Source organism: Ferdinandcohnia jepli (genome assembly GCF_047246645.1).
Taxonomy (GTDB): Bacteria; Bacillota; Bacilli; order Bacillales; family Bacillaceae_L; genus Ferdinandcohnia.
In genome coordinates this window covers 1-21,349 of sequence record NZ_JBFOKR010000035.1, presented here as the reverse complement: position 1 = coordinate 21,349, position 21,349 = coordinate 1, and the positions used below count along the sequence as shown (strand labels likewise).

Sequence of the window (21,349 nt, the reverse complement as noted above, 5' to 3'; positions counted from 1 at the left end):
GTGCAGTACAGGAATCATCTTTTACAGGTAGCCTAGGCCTTTTTTTAAAATGTCCTTTACAGAGGGTACACTTTAAACGAGACGATTTCTTTTTTATCTTCGTATTCTCAATCACCTGAAAGACCTAATACATAGTCTGTTACAGCTTTAATTTCTTCTTCAGACAATGTGCCTTCGAATCCTGGCATTGAGCCCTTTCCATTTTTAACTTGGTTAATGACTGCCTCTCTATCCCAATCAAGCCCTTGTAACTTTGGTCCATTATGACCGCCAGCACCTTCCGCGCCATGACAAGCCAGGCAATTATTTCCATATATCTTTAATCCTACATTTTCTGCAGAATCTTCTCCATGATTTTCATTAGTTCCCTTTTCTTTTTGATTTTCATCCTCATCTTTTATTGGTGAGATATTTATCTCTTCTTTTGGAATATCTTTAATAGCGCCATACTTACCTTCTAAAGAAAAAGTATATATCTTATCTCCATGGGTTGTCCCCGCAAGCGTGTTTCCTGCTGAAAAAATGGAAATGTACTGCTTTCCGTCTACCTCGTACGTAATTGGTGGTGCATTTGCACCAGCATCGGTCATAAATTCCCAAATTTGATCACCGTTTGTTGCATCGTACGCAATGATTCGACCATCATTGTGTCCAACAAATACTAAGTTTCCTTTAGTGGTTAAGATTCCACTATAAGCTATCGTATCCCAATTCTTTTGCCAAACGATTTTATTTGTTTTGATATCAAGAGCTGTAACTGTCCCACGACTTGGTGAGTCTTGAACTGGCTGCCATACACTTCCTATCCACTCTTTTCCTTCTTCATATCTTTCTTCTTCTTCTTCTCCGTAATGGGCATACGCAAAATAATTGTCATTCCCTAAAACATAATACAACTCAGTATTTGGATTATAAGCAGATGGCGGCCAATTAGCCCCTCCCTGTGGAGACGGTTTTAGCGTAACTGGTTCATCCCAAAATGGTGTGAAAATACCTCCATATTTACCTGCAAAATCCTTTGGTAAATCTCGTTTTACGTCTTCCTCTGTAATCGTTTGTGGAACAAATGCGTCTCCCACTGGAAATGGTTGTGTTGGAGACGTTTTTTGATTTTCATTTTGTGGGACTGGTTTTTCCTCTATTCCAATTAATGGCTCACCATTTGTTCGATCTAATATATAAACCCATCCGGTCTTCCCAGCCTGGGCAATCCCTTTTCTCATTTTCCCATTAATTTCTACATCAAATAATATACAAGGATTGGCTGGGTCCATATCCCAAATATCGTGGTGTACCTCCTGAAAATGCCATTTATACTCGCCGGTATTAGCATCTAAGGCAAGAATGGAATCTGAAAATAGATTATCTCCTTCCCTATTACTACCGTCTAAGTCCGGAGAGGTATTACCAGTTGAAAAATAAATGAGACCTAATTCCGGATCAATTGCCGGTGTTTGCCATACAGGTGCCCCACCATTCATCCAATTCTTGTTATCTTTAGGCCATGTTTCACTTCCTTTTTCCCCTGGTTCAGGCAATGTATAGGATTTCCAAATTTGGCTTCCTTCTTCTGAATCATACGCTGCCATATACCCTCTTATCCCATATTCTCCACCAGCAACACCGGTATAAACTTTTCCATCATAATATAGGGGAGCACTCGTGATGGTATACCCCTTCTCCCATTTGTCAACCTCTGTCTCCCATAGTAATTCACCCGTTTTTTGATCTAGTGCAACAAGCCGAGCATCCAGGAGCCCAACAAATACCTTCCCATCACCTAACGCAACTCCACGACTAATCCATCCGCAACAAACCGTGTCTAAATCGCTCGGCAAGGTAGGTTTATACTCCCAAATCATCTCACCTGTTTTTGCATCTAGTGCTTGTACTTCGTCAGCACCTGTGATGGTGAACATAACACCTTCATAAACAATTGGTGTTGCTTCGCCTGAATACTTAAAGTCAAGACCCGAACCCAGACTTGTTACCCACTCCGCTTTTAAATTTTTCACATTGGAAGTATTAATCTCATCTAAAGGAGAATAACGACCATTTCGTATATCCCCGCCATTTGTTAACCAGTTCCCTGATGGGGGCGTGCTTAATTCCTCTGCAGTAAATTTTGGGGCAACTTTTCCCTTATATTCTAAATGCTGAAATGAGCGATGCCCTGTAGTATCCTGCTTACTCTCATCAACCTCTTTTGGGCCTTCTTCAACAGTTGGCTCCTTTGCTTTTTCAGACCAATCTACTGTAGCAGCAAATACTCCGCCAGCTACAAGTAGTAATAAAGCTATAATTATCCATCCACCTTTGTTCATCTTATTCTGCTCCTTTCTAGATGTATCCGAGATGAGTTTATTTACCGTATTTTGCCCTGAGATGGATAAATTAGTCTTGATTCTTGGAAAACTTTTATTACTTAACTTTGCCCCACAAGGGAAAGAAAACATCATGCACTAAGAGAATACAAAGTATTTCCAATACTAAAAAGGAGAGGCATCAGCCTCTCCAAACACCTTACATTGATTCCCTTGCAAGTCGTATCGTTACTTGTTGTTTTTCTCCATTACGGTAGAAGGTAACCTCCATCGAGTCCCCTATTGATTTCTCATTATACAGATGCTTCCTTAATTCAATCACTGAGCTGATTTTTACTCCGTCCATTTCAACAATAACATCCAGCTCCATGAGACCCGCCTGATCAGCAGGTGTATTTGGGACTACCTCTAATACGGCTACACCCTCTGTTACATCATTCGGTAAATGAAGTGTCTGCTGTCGATGGTAAGAAGATATTTCACTAATGGCTTTAAGTTGTCCTACTCCCATAAATGGTCGTCTAACTTCACCAAATGCCTCAAGATCCTCAATAATTGGCTTAGCACTAGTGATTGGAATGGATAATCCGATTCCCTCAACTGCTTCTTGCGCTATTTTCATGGAATTAATTCCAATGACTTCTCCATTTATGTTTACAAGTGCTCCTCCACTATTACCAGGGTTAATAGCTGCATCAGTCTGCATAACATCAGCATTCCAATCAGGTACACCATCCTGGTTAATATCCACTGGTATTGTTCGGTTAAGCCCAGAAATAATCCCTTGTGTAACTGAACCGGAAAACTCCAAGCCCAACGGATTTCCAATCGCAATGACTGGTTCTCCTAAATTAATATTATCAGAATTACCGAACTCAGCTACCTTTGTTACATGACTTCCATCTATTTCGAGGACTGCTAAGTCTGTCCAAATATCACTGCCTAGTAGCCTTGCCTTTACACGGGTTCCATCACTCAAACTCACTTCAAGGTCTGAAGCTCCTTCTATTACATGGTGATTTGTAACAATAAATGCTTTTCCATCTGCTTTTTTATAAACAACACCTGAACCTGTACCAGCCTCAGCTGATTCCTCTGCCCAGAAATTTGATTGTTGAAGGTTTACTATACCAACTACCGCCTCACTTACCTTCGTAACAGCAGTCGTAATTTCAGAAGTAATAGAAACAGCAATATTCCTAGTCTCTCCAGGCTCAGTCGGTTGTTTTTCTTCTACATCATCAAGGCCATTTACTTCCTCTCCCACTAAATTCATGTCATACGGAAGAATATCAAACTTCGAGAGTGCAGGTAATGAAATGATAAGCAAAAATGCACCCAATATAGCTCCAACTAAAGCAGACAAAAACCATCCCCCTCGGTTTCCTTTCTGCTTACTTCTCTGATTTACATAATCCTGATCATAATACCCCATAAAGACGACTCCTCTCAAACTGAAAGAATACTTATTATTATTTGTTTATACCTGCATTATATCCATAATTTAACTAGTTGAATGAAAAAAAGCCCATTTGACATGAAAAATCATCAAATGAACTTTACTGTTATTTATTTATACATATGCTAGTTTAGTTGGAATTTTAGGATCGGTATCATATAAGTCAAATTGCTCTCCAACAACATACCCCTTACTTTCGAGTGTTTGCTTTACTGACATTCTTGCCAGTTCCTTTAAATTATTGTCCTTACTTAAGTGAGCAAGGTAAATTCGTTTTGTTTTGTCACCAATCACATCACACATTGCTAATGCTGCATCTTCATTTGAGACATGCCCTACATCACTTAGAATTCTCCGCTTTATGCTCCATGGGTAATGTCCCATTTGAAGCATTGATACGTCATGATTGCTCTCAAATATATAGGCATCAGCATTTTCAATAGTTCCCTTCATTCGGTCACTCACATAGCCGGTATCAGTTATTAATACGACCTTTTTATTGTCATGGTGGAAGGAATAAAACATCGGCTCAGCAGCATCATGTGAAACGCCAAATGATTCAACGTCCATATTGCCAAAAGTTTGTACGGTTCCCATGTTAAAAGTAAACTTTTGGTCAACTGGAATCTCACCAATATTCTTTTCCATTGCTTGCCAGGTTTTTTCATTCGCATAAATGGGAAGTTTATATTTTCTAGCAATAACACCTAAACCCTTAATATGATCACTATGCTCATGTGTAACCAAAATTCCAGAAAGATTCTTCATATTTCGATCTATTTCTTTAAATAATTGTTCTAGTTGTTTACCACTTAAGCCAGCATCTACAAGCAAAGAATTCTTGTCTGTTCCAACGTAGAACGCATTCCCCGTGCTTCCACTAGCAAGGACACTAAAATGCAAGCTCATTTAAATTCACTCCGTCTTTTTTATAATTCGACCTTCGATTGCATTCACAAACAGGTCTGTTTTACCATCAATAACTATATGCCAAGTCGGTGCTAAAATTTGTGATTCTGAAAATGGAAATAAAGGATAATAACCTATCTCCATCTTTGTTACTTCACTACCTGGTGTTAAATGCTTATTGTTAAAAAGTATTTCTAAAGTATCAGTCGGTGTAATTAACTCCTCTACTTCATGCTCTTCTATTTCAGGTATAAGTGTCTGCTGATATGAGACCACTTCATCATTCTCATTTAGATTGAGGATAAGTAATCCACTTATGTTTGCTTGATTGAAAAAAATTTGACCTTTATAATGCTGAAATAACACAACCGAATTTGCCTCTTCATCTACGTCCCAGACGACATATGAATTACCTTCGATGATATTCTCTTTTACAAATTGGGTAATCGTTTCATCTATCAGTGCAAGCTTGATAGGTTCCTTAAAAATACCTTTTAAAATTCCAGGACTATCAAGGCTGACTTCCTGATTTTTAAGGTCCTTAACATCCTCTTCAGTAAATATCTTCATTTTACCACTGATAAGACTACCCTCTTTAGGTTCCTTTGGAAGTGTAGTGAACGTAATCTCCTCTGATGCAAACATTTCCTCGATACTTGCTTCCGCGAGTGTTTCTAGCTGACTACCATCCTTTTTTTGAGCAAGCTGAAAACCTAGAAACAGATTTAAAATCAGGAAGGTAATAATAAAAAGGGTTTTGGTTTTACTCCAATCCATCTTCCTTCCCTCCTGCACCGTCTTCTTTAAATTCAAGCTTCATCCAAGTTCCATTATACCGATAACACCAGATTGGTTGTAGTGTAACTAACTGGGAATTATCTTGAAATTCCCTACTTTCTTTATTCAATGAACTATCCTGATACTCTTGAAGTTCATAACCTATTGTTACATATTCTAGTTTTTCTGGTTCAAAATTTGGGAGCTTTTTTATCTCCTCAATAACAGCATTACCACTTAGTAATACCGTATCAATCCTTTTAAATGGTATTTCTAAACTGAGTGTCGGATGAACATATTCGACAATTTCATTGTTATCCCATTGCTGGATAATTTCGGACTGGCCTTGTTTATTAAACACAGGATAATTTTCTTCAAATAAGCGAAATAATGTATTTTGATTATTTTGATCCCATTCAAAAAAACGGAAATTACTAGTCCAGCCAACATGTCCATTAATATAATCGATACTTGTTGTTATTAAATCTGTTGTACGACCTTTTTCTTGACCTATTCTTAGTGTGTTTATAAATTCGATGTAATTTTTATCGTCATAAACACGTAATAGCCTTGAGCCATCTGTATGTACTTCACCTGACGTTAGATCATCTTTTTTTACACGTGTTGGATCTGGGAATAGACGGTCAATAAAAGTTTCAATTTCAATTGTGTCTATAAAGTAATCAACACGTTTTGTCTTAGTAGAGTCTTTTGGTAGAAATACTGAGTATGTCTCCGTAATTTGTTGTTCTTGTTGCTCAGGATAGCGGATAGCAAGTGGATAATAGTTTCGTTCGAAATCTGTAATGAATTTACTATCTACTTTTGCTTCATAAACCATTTGATCCTGGTTTGAGACAAAATAAATGGTACCTTCTCCATGATCCTCTGAATAAACATTAATTACGATCCGGTCAAAAGAAAGGGTTGAATGTTCAGTATCATTTATGTTCATAAATGTTTTAAATATTTGTAATGGGATTGTATCAAAAAATTGTATCTCAACATGACCATTTTTTTTAAGGAAGGACAAGTATTCCGACTTTACGAAGGATGAAGAGATATTCTTCAACTCTCTTATGTCCCATGTTTTAACGTATTTCATAATCTTATTAATTTCGGATTCATCATAGGTCCCAAAATGCTGTTCATTCATATGGAAGAGAATTTTACTCGGTTTTATTAAGCTAGCCGTTTCTTTTGGATCATTTATTATAATTTCTTCCACTAGGTCGTCTGTCTTATCAGCGTACTGGGGTTGGTACGTCCACAAACTCCATGTAAGTATAATACTTGTAAATACCAAGATGATTAATATTAGCGTTTTAACTGATTCATACTTCATCCCAATCATCCTCTAGTCCATCTTGGTCTCCAGTGATAGGGAGTGTAAAAAACACAGTAGTTCCTACTCCTTCCTCACTTGCTGCCCAAATCTCCCCACCATGGGCAACGACCATTTCTTTAGCAATTGCTAACCCTAAGCCCGTTCCACCAAGTTTTCTAGTACGAGCCTTATCTACTCTATAAAAACGATCAAATATCTTAGTAATGTTCTCTTTGGGAATTCCTACCCCTTGGTCGCTTACTTTAACCTCAATCTTTCCTTCAAGTTCCTTTACCTCAAATGTAATGGTGCCACCTTCAGGAGAATACTTCAGTGCATTTGAAATGATATTATCTAAAACCTGGGTGATCTTATCTTGATCCATTTCCAAATAAATAGTTTTTTCCGGTAGATTCCTAATAAATGTTACATGCTGTTCCTTTGTCATCTCGAAACGGTCGATAATTCGGTGAAAATAAGCCGTGAAATTAATTATTTCCTTTGAAAAACGGTAATCAGAACTATCTAGCTTAGAAAGCTGTAATAGATCATTAACTAACCGTATCATACGCTCTGTTTCTGTTTGGGTAACATCTAGAAATTGAGGAGCTATTTTTTCATCTTGCCAAGCACCGTCTGCTAGGGCTTCGAGATAGCTTCTCATCGTTGTTAATGGAGTTCGAAGTTCATGTGAGACATTTGCTACAAATTCTCTACGTTCTTGTTCAATTTTTTGTTCTTCGGTAACGTCATACAAAACGGCAATAATACCATTAACAAAGCCTGTTTCTTTTTGGATAACTGAAAAACTAACTTTGATAATATATTGCTTCTTACTAGTACTGAAATCTAAAATCTCGGTATCAATATCATGAACAAGTTGTTCAAAGGTATATTGATTATCTAATCCAAGAGTCGATACGATAGATTGATTTAACACCGTTTCACGTGAAACATCTAGCATGTTTGCCGCAGGCTCATTTATTAAAATAATGTTACCTCTTCTATCTGTTGCAATTACACCATCTGTCATATGAGCTAATACAGAGGCTAGTTTTTTCCGTTCACCTTCTGTAGTCGCTTGGGCGTCTTGTATCTTATTTGATAGATTATTAAATGTAATTGCCAGTTGGCCAATTTCATCATGCCCATATACTTTAACCTTTTTAGAAAAATTTCCTTTTCCAAGTTCCACAACATGCTTTCTCATTGCGGAAATCGGTCTTGTAATCGTTTGAGCTACAAAGATTCCAAGTATAGCTGTTATCGCCATTGCAATAACTGTACCCGTTACAAAAATATCATTTATATCTTTGATATCGTCATACACATTCTCTAATTTTGCTTCTAAGTAAATAGCCCCTACAATGTCTCCGTTGGATTGAATTGGAGTGGAGGAAATATACATACGTTCATAAGTCTTATCGTCTAATTGGACATCATCTGGACTATCGCCTACAAGCAACGTGCGCTTAACTAAATCCTGGTCCGTTTTCCTGCCAATAAAACCTTGATTATTCGGGTCTGAGCTACCAATCACTCTACTTTTATTATCAATAACTCTTATTTCTCCAATATCCTCTGATTCATAGTCTTGAAGAATAACGCGTATATCATTTTCTAATGTTTTGGGGTCTTCTCTTTCTTTAACCATTTCTTGCTCAATACTGAACGAGAGCATTTTTACCCGCTCATTCAGTGATATCTTAAAGTTTTCTACAAGACGAAGCTCTAATCGATTAATAAAATATACACCAATAATCTGCATAGCAAGTAGGATTAAGAGTACATAAATTAGAGCAAATTTAAAATGTATCGAACGGAAAAATCCTAATTTGTTCATTTTGGTGTTTACTCCTGATCAGGGTTCCGTAAATAGTAGCCAACTCCACGTCTTGTTACAATCCACGTTGGATGACTCGGACTATCTTCAATTTTTTCTCGTAGTCGACGAACTGTAACATCAACTGTACGAACATCCCCAAAATAATCATAGCCCCATACAGTTTGTAGAAGATGCTCCCTTGTCATTACTTGCCCGAGATGTTTTGCTAGATAATGTAATAATTCAAATTCTCTATGAGTTAATTCAATCGTTTCCCCTCGTTTACTAACTACATAGGCATCAGGGTGAATAACTAGTGACCCAACAGCAATTTCATTGGATGTATCTTGAGCAGCAACCTCAGAAATTTGTTGATGTCTACGAAGGTTCGCTTTTACACGTGCAAGTAGCTCTCTCGTACTAAATGGCTTTGTAACATAATCATCAGCACCTAATTCAAGTCCCAGTACTTTATCAATTTCTGAGTCCTTAGCTGTTAGCATGACAATAGGCATATCGTACTTTTTTCGAACTTCTCTACATACCTCCATACCATCTTTATATGGCAGCATAATATCAAGTAGGATTAGGTCTGGAGTAACTTCCTCGACTTTTTCCAATGCAGCCTGCCCATCATATGCACAAACAACCTTGTATCCTTCCTTTTCAAGATTAAACTGTAATATATCCGCAATTGGTTTCTCATCATCCACAACAAGGATTACTTTCTCCATCATTTTGTCTCCTTCACTTTAAATTAATAGTACGTTGATGTTTCTTTTTAAGGTATCTTTCAACTTTATCAATTTTCTTGTATTTCATTAGTAAAATTATTTACTGTTATTTTGTTCCTTTACCTTTAACTTTAACAAAAATAAGCACATTTTACATTAATACTTCGCGGAGGTATTCATTAATACTGCTTATGGCTCACTTAATTTCAACAAATTACCTATTGTCATAATTCTATATATCTATTAAAAAAACCTCCAGCTAAATGCTAGAGGTTATCCTATTAATGATTATTGTAAATAGTTCATCGGGTTTTGAAGAGCCCCATTTTTGTATACTTCAAAATGCAAGTGAGTTCCAGTTGAATTACCTGTAGAACCCATTACACCAATTTGCTGGCCCTTTGTAACGGTTTGTCCTACTCTTACATTAATTGAAGATAAATGAGCATATAAAGTAGTAATTCCATTATTATGGTTAATAACCACTTTATTACCAAAACTACCGGAGTATCCAGCTTCTACAACTGTTCCATTATCAGCAGCTTTGATTGTATAGTTACTTGGTCTTGCGATATCGATTCCTTTATGAAGTCTGCCCCATCTATAACCCACATGACTTGAAATATAACCGCCAACTGCTGGCCATGCTAGTGAGCCTGTTCCTCTTGAAGGTACAACCTTTGTTCCTTTTTCAACAATATGTGTTGTCGGTTCAACAGTAATTTCTTCACCAAGCTTTGTCGAAGTAGTGATTTGCCCATTTACTATTTCTGATTCAATATGGACAACTTTTTCTCCGTCTTTACCTTGTTGAGTTACCTTACTATCACCTTTATACATAGAGGAATTTTCATTTACTTTCGTTTCATAAGAAATTGTTTCAACCTTACTTTGTTCCATTTTAACTTTAACAGTTAAAAGTGGCTTATAAGCTGTTACGTTTAGCTCTTGTCCAATTTGAAGGTAGGATTCCTCATCCATTCCTGGATTTAAATCTAAAAGTTGAGCAATCTTTAAATCATGTGCTTCAGCAATAGATCCAAGGACATCGCCTTCTTTAACTGCATATTTTTGTTCTTCCAAAGTCCCCTTAACAAGCAATTCAGCTGTATCTTCAGGAGTGTGAACCTGCTCTGGAGAAATTTTTTCTTCAGATAGTGAAACATTTTCTACAAACGATACGTCTAATAAACGAGAAGAACCTTTTGATAAAGGTGGAAGAGGCGTATCAATATTTTCTCTTGTTTCAAGGTCAGCTAAATCTTCTGGTTTAACATACTTTAATTTAAGCTGCTTTAAGGCTTCCTCTGCTTCTTCTTTACTGTTTAGGTAAGCAATAGGTTGACCTTCAATTGTAATTGCAGTAGCTTTTGCAACTACTTCAAGATCTTTTTTAAGTGTATTTACCGTTGAAGAATTGCTAACACTTGGTCTAAATGCATGCTCTTCAATAATAGAAACACTATTAGCAGAGAGTGTAAGCCCTGCAAATTTCTCTTGTACCGACTCTATTTTACTATCAATCACTTTATCTACTAAATCACGATTATCAACTGTTCCAATTCTTTCACCGTCTATGTATACATGATACACTTGCTGAATACTAGAATTCGCTGATACTGTTCCAAACATTAATGTGGAAACTGCAATAGATGTTATAGCTACTCTCTTAAAAAGAGTTTTATACTTATTCTTGGTTGGTGTTTTTATTAAATTGTTCTGATCTAACACGGTCTTTCCTCCTAAAAAGGTTACTTGTCCGACACATTTAAATGCGTTCATCTCACCCTGTGAGTGAAAGATATAACTCCTCAGTATAGTTGTCCATACTACCTGACTTAAGTTACTTCCTCCGGCGAATGCCTCAGAATTCTATCATTCGATAAAAATCTGGGTACAAATACGCTTGGCGTATTATTCTTCGACAATTCTCTCTATTTTACACTCTATTAATTTACCATAGATTATAAAAAAATGTATATAAGTTTCCATAATGTAATATAAATGTAGCATTACTGTCATTTTTTTACAAAAGAATTGTAAAATTTTGAAAAAAACATATGACTTTGTAACGAAAGATGCGTACATATTTTCGGTTATTCTGTCGTTTATTTCATTCTAAAGTCACTTTTGTTTTTTTATGGCTAGATAGAAGGACTCATAATAAAAATATGGGTTATTCTTCTAGTCTTCCTTCTTCTCTAATACTCTATGAATGGTTATTTGCTGAATAATAAAAAGCAAATGGTACGTAACTCCTCGAAAGTGCAATGCATTTTCTTCGTGCGATGCTTATGTTGCCGGAGCCTTCCTTGTCCTGTGCAAGCCAGGTGATACGCCGCAGGAGCGGAAATAACCAAAATTAATACCTTGTGTTCGTAAAATAAAACCGCATATAGCCATAAGTAGAAAGAGCCAAAATAAAAGACATAGTTGGATCCCAACTATGCCTTTTACTATTTAAGCATAAACACTGCGTACAATATTTGTTTGTTTACGATCTGGTCCTACAGAAAACACGGATAAAGGAATACCTGTTAACTGTGAAATACGCTCTATATAATGGCGTGCATTTGTTGGGAGTTCAGCTAGGTTTTTCACACCTGTAATATCCTCTGTCCAACCAGGTAGCTCTTCATATACTGGCTCACATTCAGCAAGTATCTTTAAACTCGCTGGGAATTCTTGAATGACTTCCCCTTTATATTGATATGCTACACAGATTTTTAATGTTTCAATTCCTGTTAATACATCAATGGAATTTAGAGATAAATCGGTAATCCCACTCACTCTGCGTGCATGTCGCACAACAACACTATCGAACCAACCAACACGACGTGGTCTGCCAGTTGTTGTTCCGTATTCACGTCCTACTTCTCTAATTTGGTTGCCTATTTCATTTGTAAGTTCCGTTGGAAATGGTCCATCCCCAACACGAGTTGTATAAGCTTTTGAAACACCTACTACATGATTTATTTTTGTCGGACCTACTCCTGATCCAATTGTAACGCCACCTGCAACCGGGTTTGACGAAGTAACAAATGGGTATGTACCTTGGTCAATATCAAGCATAACACCTTGTGCGCCTTCGAATAAAACACGACGTCCCTCATCAAGTGCATCATTTAATACTACAGAAGTATCACACACATATTTTGCAAATTGTTGGCCATATTCATAATATTCATCTAAGATTTCTTCTTTCGTAAACCCTGCTACTTCATATACCTTTTCAAGAAGTCGGTTTTTCTCCGCTAAGTTCTGAGTTAGCTTCGCTTCAAATACTTCTTTATCAAGTAGATCAGCAATTCGAATGCCCACTCTTGCTGCCTTATCCATATAAGCAGGACCGATCCCTTTTTTCGTTGTTCCTATCTTATTTGCACCTTTTCGTTCTTCTTCAACTTCATCAAGTTTTAGATGATACGGCAGTATTACATGAGCACGATTACTAATTCGTAAATTATCAGTACTTACTCCTTTATCATGAAGATAAGCTAACTCTGTTACTAACGCTTTTGGATCAACAACCATACCGTTCCCAATCACACAAACTTTATCGGAATAAAAAATACCTGATGGAATTAAATGCAGCTTATATGTTTCACCATTAAATACAATTGTATGACCTGCATTGTTTCCACCTTGATATCTAGCAATAACCTCTGCATTTTCTGAAAGGAAGTCGGTAATTTTCCCTTTTCCCTCATCTCCCCATTGAGTTCCAACTACTACTACTGATGACATTTCAATGCACCTCCAGGGTATTTATGTATCAATATTTCAATCAATTCACATATCAAACAAGATAATTCTACCAACTTACGTTTACATAGTCAACAAAACACGAACATTAAAATATAAAGTTTATCTATTTGTTCGGTTTAAGTTAGTGAGATTATATAAAAAAAAGAGTAGCTGTGCTACTCGTCATTTTACCCAATTCTGTAGTTATCTATGTTACCTGTTACGCACCCGGTGGCATTCCTGTATCATCAAACCTTCGTTCAAGATTTACGAATTTATTATATTCTTTAACAAATGCAAGCGAAACTGTTCCTACAGGACCGTTACGCTGTTTTGCAATTATGATTTCGATGATGTTTTTATTCTCAGATTCCTTATCATAGTAATCATCACGATACAAGAATGCTACAATATCAGCATCCTGCTCGATACTTCCCGATTCACGAATATCAGACATCATTGGACGTTTATCTTGACGTTGCTCTACTCCACGAGAAAGCTGAGAAAGTGCAATTACTGGAACTTTTAATTCACGGGCTAATGCCTTTAATGAACGAGAGATTTCCGAAACCTCTTGTTGGCGGTTCTCGCCACTTCTACCGTCACCTTGAATTAACTGTAGGTAATCAATTAGAATCATTCCTAATCCAACTTCTTGTTTAAGTCTACGGCATTTAGAACGAATTTCACCTATCCGAACCCCAGGTGTATCATCGATATATATACCAGAATTAGATAAGCTTCCCATCGCCATTGTTAGCTTGCTCCAGTCCTCTGGTGTTAATGAACCTGTACGTAGGTTTTGTGCATTAATATTCCCTTCCGCACACAGCATCCTCATTACAAGCTGTTCTGCACCCATCTCTAGACTAAAAATCGCAACATTTTCATCTGTCTTGGTTGCTACGTTCTGTGCGATATTAAGTGCAAATGCAGTCTTACCAACAGATGGACGAGCACCAACAATGATTAAATCATTTCGCTGGAATCCTGCAGTCATACGGTCAAGCTCTGCGAACCCTGTTGGTATACCGGTTATATCACCAACACGGTTATGAAGAGTTTCTATATTATCATACGTTTGTACAAGAACATCCTTAATATTTTGGAATGCGCCAGCGTTTTTACGGTTGGCGACCTCCATAATATTTTTTTCTGCCTCACTTAAGAGAGCTTCTACTTCATCTTCCCGTGAATAACCATCCGTCGCAATCGTTGTTGCAGTACGAATAAGACGGCGCAGAATGGACTTCTCTTCGATGATTTTTGCATAATACTCTATGTTTGCAGCAGTTGGGACAGAATTTGCTAAATCACTTAAATAAGAAACTCCGCCAACTTCCTCCAGAATTTTTGCATCAGCTAACTCAGAAGTAACTGTTACAAGGTCAACCGGTTCACCTTTATCATTAAGCGTAAGCATTGCGTTAAAAATCTTTTGATGTGCTACTCGATAAAAGTCTTCTGGAATTAGTAGCTCTGAAGCTAGAGTTAATGAGCTAGGTTCAAGAAAAATTGCTCCCAAAACAGCCTGCTCTGCTTCAATATTTTGCGGAGGAATACGGTCAGCAAAAATATCACTCATATATTCTCCACTCCCTTTTTAATCAGTAAAGTTATTCTATCTATTAATCTATTATATCTATCTTCACATAATTTCCAATATAAAAACACTAAGAACATATACGACCGGAATGTAACTCATTTTAGTTGTATTTTTCAATTATTAAATGTAAGTAAAAGCAAAAAATGTGATCTTGTACTAATACAAAACCACATTCTCATTCTACCTTTTTCATATATTTTTTCAATGGAAATTACTGTTCTTTAACCTGAACCTTAACTGTAGCAATAACCTCTGGGTGTAATTTGACCGGTACATTTGTAAAACCGAGCGCACGAATACCATCTGGAAGATCAAATTTGCGCTTATCTATTTTAATCCCGTGTTTTTTTGAAAGTTCATCTGCAATTTGCTTGCTTGTTACTGATCCAAATAAACGTCCACCCTCGCCAGATTTAGCAGATAACTCAACCGTTAAACTCTCAAGCCTTTCTTTTAATTTCTTAGATTGCTCAAGTTCTTCTGCTGCCTCTTTTGATTCCTTATTCTTCTTCGCCTCTAGAGATTTCATGTTTGCAGGCGTTGCTTCAATCGCTAAGTTTTGCTTGAGTAAGAAGTTATGAGCGTATCCGTCTGATACATTTTTCACTTCTCCTTTTTTACCTTTTCCTTTTACATCCTTTAAAAAAATTACTTTCATTATTTCCTACCTCCTAAATACTCGTCAATAACCTCTACTAACTTTTGTTCTGCTTCATCAATCGTAGTATTTTCTAGCTGGGTTGCAGCGTTGGTCAGGTGACCTCCACCGCCTAAGCCTTCCATGATTATCTGGACATTGACATCTCCTAAAGACCTTGCACTTATCCCAATTTGTAAATCATGACGCATAGAGATAACAAAGGAAGCAATTACGTCATTCATAGTTAATAACGCATCCGCTGCTTGAGCAATCATTACTTGGTCAAATGTCTCTGCTTGAGTGCCCTTTGCAATTGCAATTCCATCTTTATATATATAAGCTGTCTCAATAATCTTAGCCCGCTTTTTAAAGTGCTCCATGTTTTCCTTTAAGAATTTCTGAACTAGTACTGTATCTGCACCCTGTGCTCGTAAATAGGAAGCAGCATCAAATGTTCTTGAACCAGTTCGTAATGTAAAGCTCTTTGTATCTACGATTATTCCCGCTAATAGAGCTGTTGCCTCTAACATATCAATTTTCTTTCTCTTCGGTTGATACTCAAGTAATTCTGTGACTAACTCTGCAGTTGAAGATGCATATGGTTCCATATACACCAATAGCGGTGACTGAATAAATTCTTCTCCCCTACGGTGATGGTCAATAACAACTACTTTATCAATCTTCGATAAAAGCTTTTCTTCAATTACCATTGATGGTTTATGAGTATCCACCACAACTAGTAAAGTGTCGTTAGAGGCGATTTCAAGAGCTTGTTCTGGTGTAATAAAAAACGACCATAGCTCTGAATTTTCCTTTACTTCTTCTAAAAGTCGACCTACACCCGAATCAATTTCATTTAAATTTAATACAATATAACCGTCTTTATGATTCATCTGAGCAACCTTCAATATTCCCATTGCTGCTCCTATAGCGTCCATATCAGGGTATTTATGGCCCATTATAATGACTTTATCACTTTCTGTTACAATTTCCTTTAGAGCATGAGAAATAACACGAGCACGGACTCTAGTACGCTTTTCCATTGGATTGGTTTTTCCGCCGTAAAATTTAACCTTTCCGTTCGGAAGTTTAATAGCTACTTGGTCTCCTCCTCTACCCAATGCTAGATCTAAGCTTGATTGTGCCGCTACACCCAACTCCGGTAGCGTTGGTACCCCTACACCAATACCTATACTTAACGTAAGAGGAACGCTGTCCTTTGCGGTATTTTCACGCACATCATCTAAAATGGTAAATTTGGTTTTTTCTAATTGAGTTAATATATCTTCGTTCAACACAGCAATGAATCGTTCAGAAGATGTTCTTTTTAAAAACACACCATTTTCATTTGCCCAATTATTAAGTATTGAAGTCACTTGGCTATTTAATGCACTTTTTCGTTGGTCATCCATACCTTGTGTAACTTCGTCATAATTGTCTAAATAAATTACACCTAACACCGTACGCTCTGCTTCATAGAGCTGTTCAATCTCAATTTGCTCAGTTACATCGAAAAAGTACATAAGGCGCTCTTCGCGTTTGATAATCACCTTAAACTTTTGTTCGTGTAATGATATGGTTTCACTTTCAACCTCTTGTTTAATTAATGGCACAATAGCTTCACCTACATCGTATAAAGAACGGCCCACTAATGTATCAGCATCAAGACATGATGACAAATAAGGATTGGCCCACTCAATCTCATATTCATCGTTATAGAGCAGTATACCAATAGGCATTTCCATTAACGCCTCTTCCCCAACTTTCTTCAAACGATAAGAAAGTGTTGAAATATATTGCTCCATCTCCTTATTTAATAATAAATCTGCTTTGTACATATAAAAAACGACTAATCCAAGGAGCAGAAAACATGCTAACCCAATCACCCATTGAAAATAAAAAAGAAATGCAATTAGTAATGCTGTAATAATAAGTAACGCATAAATAGGGTAGCGAAATAATTTCCTTCTGTAAAAGTCTGGCATCTAATTTTCAGCTCCTAAAGCTTTGTTTTACTTCTTTTGGTTCACTCTATCTCGCAACTGGAATCCTAAATCAATTATACCTAAGATTCGAATAATATAAAGAAGAAATGGTGTAAGAATGGTTATAACAATTGGGATTGCCTTGGAAATTTTCTTTTGATGACAATAAAAATAGATAAATGACAACCCTTGTATCACCATGAATAACTGCAAGATAAAAAAGAAGTTAAGAAATGCAGTATAAGCAAAAGAACCTTTTTCTAATTCCATAAAACTTACTAATAAAATAAGTAGATAATACCATATGATGCTTTTAGGAAACGAAATATCCCTAAAAGGAGGAAATGGATTCATTTGTACCCGAAGTCTTTTTAGAATTGGATGAATGGCCAAAACTGTAATAAAACCCGAAATCATTGCTAGAAAAACAAATAAACTTGGAATTAAGTACTGCATCATTTCAAGTGATTCTTCTAATTGGAAAATGATATCTGTGTTAGCATCTGTACCTGTTGCCTGGACGATCTCCTCTGCCATTTCAAAGGATTCTCTTGAACCCTCAGTTAACATTTCAATTACATCAATTTGAAATACTCCAATTATAGCTATGTACATAATAAAGATTGAAGCAAGATAGGATAAAGTTGCACCTAGAAATAGCTCAATACCGTTTCTCTCTCTCCTAATTAACTCGCCTATTACAATACCAGCAACCCCAAACATCAGTGTGTGTGCAATCCCTAAAATTGACCCAAGTAATCCTGATAATAAAAACCCTATTACTAAAAATAATACACTCTGTTTAACTCCGTGTCTTACGGTAATAAGGATAAATGGGATAGGTAGTAGAAATGCAATCAAGGAGCCTAGTATGGGTACATATAAAGAAACAAGTAAGAGTACACAATACACGGCAATCAGCATTGAACCCTCTGTTAATATCTTCGTGTTTTTCACCTTTTCACCTCTAATAACTAAGAACAATATTTGCATGAAAATACTTCTTAAAATCTCCTTCTATTGTAAAGACTTAGCGGTAAGTGTTCAACTTTTGCGATTATGAGATTATCAAGAAAATGATATTTTCCCTTTACTTTTCCCTATTTTCTATTATGATAGTAGTAAATAAGTAAACGTAACCACTAGGGGAGCACAATGCTGAGAGTGAACGATTTTTCGTTCTGACCCTTTGAACCTGTTAGTTAATTCTAGCGTAGGGATGTGGAATTATTGAGAACTACTACCTTTTTTAAAGTTGTTCTCCTATGCGGTGCGTTTTGTTTATTACACACACCATATAGGAGGTTTTTTTATGAGAAATAGTAGATTACAAGCAATGATTGAGGCGGCAATTTTTGCGGCATTAGCTTTATTATTGGACCTAATTCCATCTATAGATTTTGGTCCTTCCATCTCTATATCATTCGCCATGATACCAGTGTTTATTGTCGCACTTAGATGGGGTTTTAAAATTGGAGTTCTTTCAGGCTTCTTATGGGGACTTTTACAAATTGTGTTTGATCCATGGATTATTCACCCTGTTCAGGGTGCTATCGATTATTTCTTAGCATTTTCATTTATTGGATTTGCTGGTCTATTTAAAAATAGTGTACAAAAAAACTTAAAAGATGGTAATAAAGGCAAGTCACTTGTCCTCATTATCTTTGCTATCTTAATTGGAAGTATTGCACGTTATTTCTGGCATTTTGTATCAGGGTTTATTTTCTTTGCCGAACAATTAAAAGGCTTTGAAGCAGTTTGGTTCTCATTAACTGCGAATGGAATAACTATGATTGGTGCTTTTGTATTTTGTTCAATCATTATGTCATTGTTAATATTATCTTCACCGAGATTCTTTGTTTTAAAGCAAACCGTTTAATACAAGGCCCCTACTTTGCTTTAGGGGCTTTTTTTACCTTCATTTATAGAAGCCTCAAGCTATTGCACTATAGATAAAAAACAAAGACCAAAGCGCAAGCGCCTTGGTCAGCCCCGACAGGCGCTGAAGCTGGACTTGGATAACTTTTTTCAAGTTATCAACATCATAAAATTTTATAATTTCCTAAACAACAAAAAAGCGATAGCTGTTATAGCCATCGCTTACTTATCTACTATTCACCTGCAACATATGGTAATAATGCCATTTGGCGAGCACGCTTAATAGCAACAGTTAATTTACGTTGGTATTTTGCGCTAGTACCAGTTACACGACGAGGTAAAATTTTACCACGCTCTGAAACGAATTTTTTAAGTAAATCTACATCTTTATAATCGATGCGTGAAATACCGTTTGCAGTGAAATAACACACCTTACGACGTTTTGCACGTCCACCTTTACGTCCACCAGCCATTTATATTCTCCTCCTTCCTCTTACTTTTTATCCGAATCAAATTTACAAGTTAGAACGGCAGATCATCATCTGAAATGTCAATTGGTTGTCCATCATTAGCAAATGGATCTTCGTCTACTCTTGTAAAGCCTTGATTGTTATTATTACGTTGTGGGTTCTGATTTTGTCCGTATGGAGAATAACCGCCTTGACCTTGATTGCCACCCTGGCTTCCGCCTTGGTTTCCACCATAGCCGCCACCAAAGTTTCCTCCACCACTGCGTTGTTGGTCATTTGCAGTTCTAGGTTCAAGGAATTGAACACTTTCTGCAACTACCTCAGTAACATATACACGTTTACCATCCTGGCCTTCATAACTTCTTGTTTGAAGACGACCATCAACACCAGCTAAGCTGCCTTTTTTAAGGAAGTTAGCGACATTTTCTGCTGGTCGGCGCCAAATCACACAATTTATGAAGTCAGCTTCACGTTCGCCTTGTTGATTCGTGAATGTTCGATTCACCGCTAGTGTGAAGGTTGCAACAGCTACTCCACTTGGGGTATATCGTAATTCAGGATCCTTCGTAAGTCTCCCTACGAGAACTACGCGATTCATCATCAGAACCACTCCTTTACAGGATATTCAAAACAGAGCATACGCTCTTTAAAAGTTAAAATTATTCTTCTTCTTTAACAATGATATGACGGATAATGTCTTCGTTGATCTTAGCTAAACGATCGAATTCGTTAACAGCTTCAGCGTTTGACATTACGTTAAGAATCATGTAGTAACCATCGCGGAAATCATTGATTTCATAAGCTAAACGACGCTTACCCCATTCTTTTACGTTTGTAATCTCCGCACCATTGTCAGTTAAAACGCCATTAAAACGCTCAACTAAAGCTTTTTTCGCTTCATCATCAATGTTTGGACGGATGATATACATAACTTCGTATTTTCTCATCACGTTCACCTCCTTTTGGTCTAACGGCCCTTATCAATAAGGGCAAGGAGCAATATTTTTCAATTACTCACAGAAAAAAATTATAGCATAACCACTTCTTATTAGCAAGTTGAATCTCATATTCTCTCTTTAGGGTACTGTTTCTTAAATATAGTTATGATATGATAAACTCTTCCATAAAATATGCATCTTAGGGGGATATCCATGAAAAAAACTATGGTTATGGCTTTTCTTGTCATACTTATTTCTTCAACTTTAATAGCATGTGCTAATTCAGATGAAGCAAAGGGTGATGAAAAAACCAATATAAAAAGCATTAAGCAAAGTGATATGAAAGAATATGTAGTTATAGCAAAGACTGGTCCAAACCCAGAAGACTATGTTTTTGAACCTGCTGAAATTAAAGTAGGAGTTGGAGAACAAGTTAAAATCACTCTCGAAAGTGAAGACGAACTACAACATGCCTTATGGCTACCTAGTACTGATAAACCTGAAATAATGAATGGTGAGTCATTTATCTTTACCGGCAAACAATCTGGTGAAGTATTAGGAAAGTGTTCAGAGCTATGTGGAACTGGACATGCACTTATGAATTTCAAAGTAATTGTTGAATAATTTTATAAAGTAAAAAAGCACTTCAGTTGTGTACTGCACCCCAAAAGTTAGAGAGAAATCTTACTTTTGGGGTGTGTTTTTTATGGCTAAATATAGTGAGCAATTT

General features: G+C 36.6%; 18 protein-coding genes and 1 riboswitch. Of the genes, 2 read left to right on the top strand and 16 right to left on the bottom strand.

The genetic code is table 11. The features are described 5' to 3' along the window. Window positions 1-107 precede the first annotated feature (107 nt). The 13 genes from AB3M96_RS23110 to AB3M96_RS23050 all read right to left on the bottom strand — a co-directional run bounded on the left by AB3M96_RS23110 (window position 108) and on the right by AB3M96_RS23050 (window position 18,326). Window positions 108-2,324: an outer membrane protein assembly factor BamB family protein gene (locus AB3M96_RS23110; RefSeq protein ID WP_412969971.1), complete on the bottom strand. Its 2,217-nt coding sequence runs from the start codon at window positions 2,322-2,324 to the stop codon at window positions 108-110. Between the two features lie 199 nt (window positions 2,325-2,523). Further along, on the bottom strand, window positions 2,524-3,759 hold the full coding sequence (locus tag AB3M96_RS23105; protein WP_412969970.1) for a S1C family serine protease: 1,236 nt from the start codon (window positions 3,757-3,759) through the stop codon (window positions 2,524-2,526). A 138-nt stretch (window positions 3,760-3,897) separates the two neighbouring features. Continuing rightward, window positions 3,898-4,692: an MBL fold metallo-hydrolase gene (locus AB3M96_RS23100; RefSeq protein WP_412969969.1), complete on the bottom strand. Its 795-nt coding sequence runs from the start codon at window positions 4,690-4,692 to the stop codon at window positions 3,898-3,900. 6 nt (window positions 4,693-4,698) lie between these two features. After that, the gene (locus AB3M96_RS23095; protein ID WP_412969968.1) at window positions 4,699-5,469 is read right to left on the bottom strand and encodes a two-component system regulatory protein YycI; all 771 of its coding nucleotides are present in this window, start codon (window positions 5,467-5,469) and stop codon (window positions 4,699-4,701) included. Next, the gene (locus AB3M96_RS23090) at window positions 5,456-6,814 is read right to left on the bottom strand and encodes a YycH family regulatory protein (protein WP_412969967.1); all 1,359 of its coding nucleotides are present in this window, start codon (window positions 6,812-6,814) and stop codon (window positions 5,456-5,458) included. Before AB3M96_RS23090 ends, AB3M96_RS23095 begins: the two co-directional genes overlap by 14 nt. Next, on the bottom strand, window positions 6,804-8,639 hold the full coding sequence (gene walK, locus AB3M96_RS23085; RefSeq protein ID WP_412969966.1) for a cell wall metabolism sensor histidine kinase WalK: 1,836 nt from the start codon (window positions 8,637-8,639) through the stop codon (window positions 6,804-6,806). The genes AB3M96_RS23090 and walK overlap by 11 nt, the downstream gene beginning before the upstream one ends. An 8-nt stretch (window positions 8,640-8,647) precedes the next feature. Beyond that, entirely contained in the window at window positions 8,648-9,355 is a 708-nt protein-coding gene (yycF, locus tag AB3M96_RS23080; protein ID WP_412969965.1) for a response regulator YycF, read from the bottom strand. 288 nt (window positions 9,356-9,643) lie between these two features. Next, window positions 9,644-11,086: a peptidoglycan DD-metalloendopeptidase family protein gene (locus AB3M96_RS23075; protein WP_412969964.1), complete on the bottom strand. Its 1,443-nt coding sequence runs from the start codon at window positions 11,084-11,086 to the stop codon at window positions 9,644-9,646. Between the two features lie 729 nt (window positions 11,087-11,815). Continuing rightward, window positions 11,816-13,102 carry an adenylosuccinate synthase gene (locus AB3M96_RS23070; RefSeq protein ID WP_412969963.1) on the bottom strand — a complete coding sequence of 429 codons (1,287 nt, stop codon included), beginning with the start codon at window positions 13,100-13,102 and terminating at the stop codon, window positions 11,816-11,818. A gap of 220 nt (window positions 13,103-13,322) precedes the next feature. Then, the gene (gene dnaB / locus AB3M96_RS23065; RefSeq protein ID WP_412969962.1) at window positions 13,323-14,687 is read right to left on the bottom strand and encodes a replicative DNA helicase; all 1,365 of its coding nucleotides are present in this window, start codon (window positions 14,685-14,687) and stop codon (window positions 13,323-13,325) included. A gap of 232 nt (window positions 14,688-14,919) precedes the next feature. After that, a complete protein-coding gene (gene rplI, locus AB3M96_RS23060) occupies window positions 14,920-15,366 on the bottom strand; it encodes a 50S ribosomal protein L9 (RefSeq protein WP_412969961.1) in 447 nt (148 codons plus the stop codon). After that, a complete protein-coding gene (locus tag AB3M96_RS23055; protein ID WP_412969960.1) occupies window positions 15,366-17,333 on the bottom strand; it encodes a DHH family phosphoesterase in 1,968 nt (655 codons plus the stop codon). Before AB3M96_RS23055 ends, rplI begins: the two co-directional genes overlap by 1 nt. A gap of 27 nt (window positions 17,334-17,360) precedes the next feature. Further along, window positions 17,361-18,326: a YybS family protein gene (locus AB3M96_RS23050; protein ID WP_412969959.1), complete on the bottom strand. Its 966-nt coding sequence runs from the start codon at window positions 18,324-18,326 to the stop codon at window positions 17,361-17,363. Window positions 18,327-18,467: 141 nt separating this feature from the next. Then, a riboswitch (TPP riboswitch) is annotated at window positions 18,468-18,570 on the top strand. 75 nt (window positions 18,571-18,645) lie between these two features. Here AB3M96_RS23050 and thiT point away from each other — a divergent pair. Further along, complete coding sequence (gene thiT / locus AB3M96_RS23045; RefSeq protein WP_412969958.1) at window positions 18,646-19,212, top strand: energy-coupled thiamine transporter ThiT; 567 nt, start codon at window positions 18,646-18,648, stop codon at window positions 19,210-19,212. 232 nt (window positions 19,213-19,444) lie between these two features. Here thiT and rpsR read toward each other — a convergent pair whose 3' ends face one another. The 3 genes from rpsR to rpsF are packed head-to-tail and all read right to left on the bottom strand — an operon-like array spanning window position 19,445 to window position 20,628. Then, window positions 19,445-19,684, bottom strand: a complete 240-nt coding sequence (rpsR, locus tag AB3M96_RS23040) for a 30S ribosomal protein S18 (protein ID WP_412969957.1) — start codon at window positions 19,682-19,684, stop codon at window positions 19,445-19,447. A gap of 49 nt (window positions 19,685-19,733) precedes the next feature. Next, window positions 19,734-20,282 carry a single-stranded DNA-binding protein gene (ssb, locus tag AB3M96_RS23035; RefSeq protein WP_412969956.1) on the bottom strand — a complete coding sequence of 183 codons (549 nt, stop codon included), beginning with the start codon at window positions 20,280-20,282 and terminating at the stop codon, window positions 19,734-19,736. Between the two features lie 58 nt (window positions 20,283-20,340). Further along, entirely contained in the window at window positions 20,341-20,628 is a 288-nt protein-coding gene (rpsF, locus tag AB3M96_RS23030) for a 30S ribosomal protein S6 (RefSeq protein ID WP_412969972.1), read from the bottom strand. A gap of 204 nt (window positions 20,629-20,832) precedes the next feature. On the opposite strand from rpsF, the gene AB3M96_RS23025 reads away from it, so the two are divergent. Then, complete coding sequence (locus AB3M96_RS23025; RefSeq protein ID WP_412969955.1) at window positions 20,833-21,243, top strand: cupredoxin domain-containing protein; 411 nt, start codon at window positions 20,833-20,835, stop codon at window positions 21,241-21,243. The last annotated feature ends 106 nt before the right edge of the window (window positions 21,244-21,349 follow it).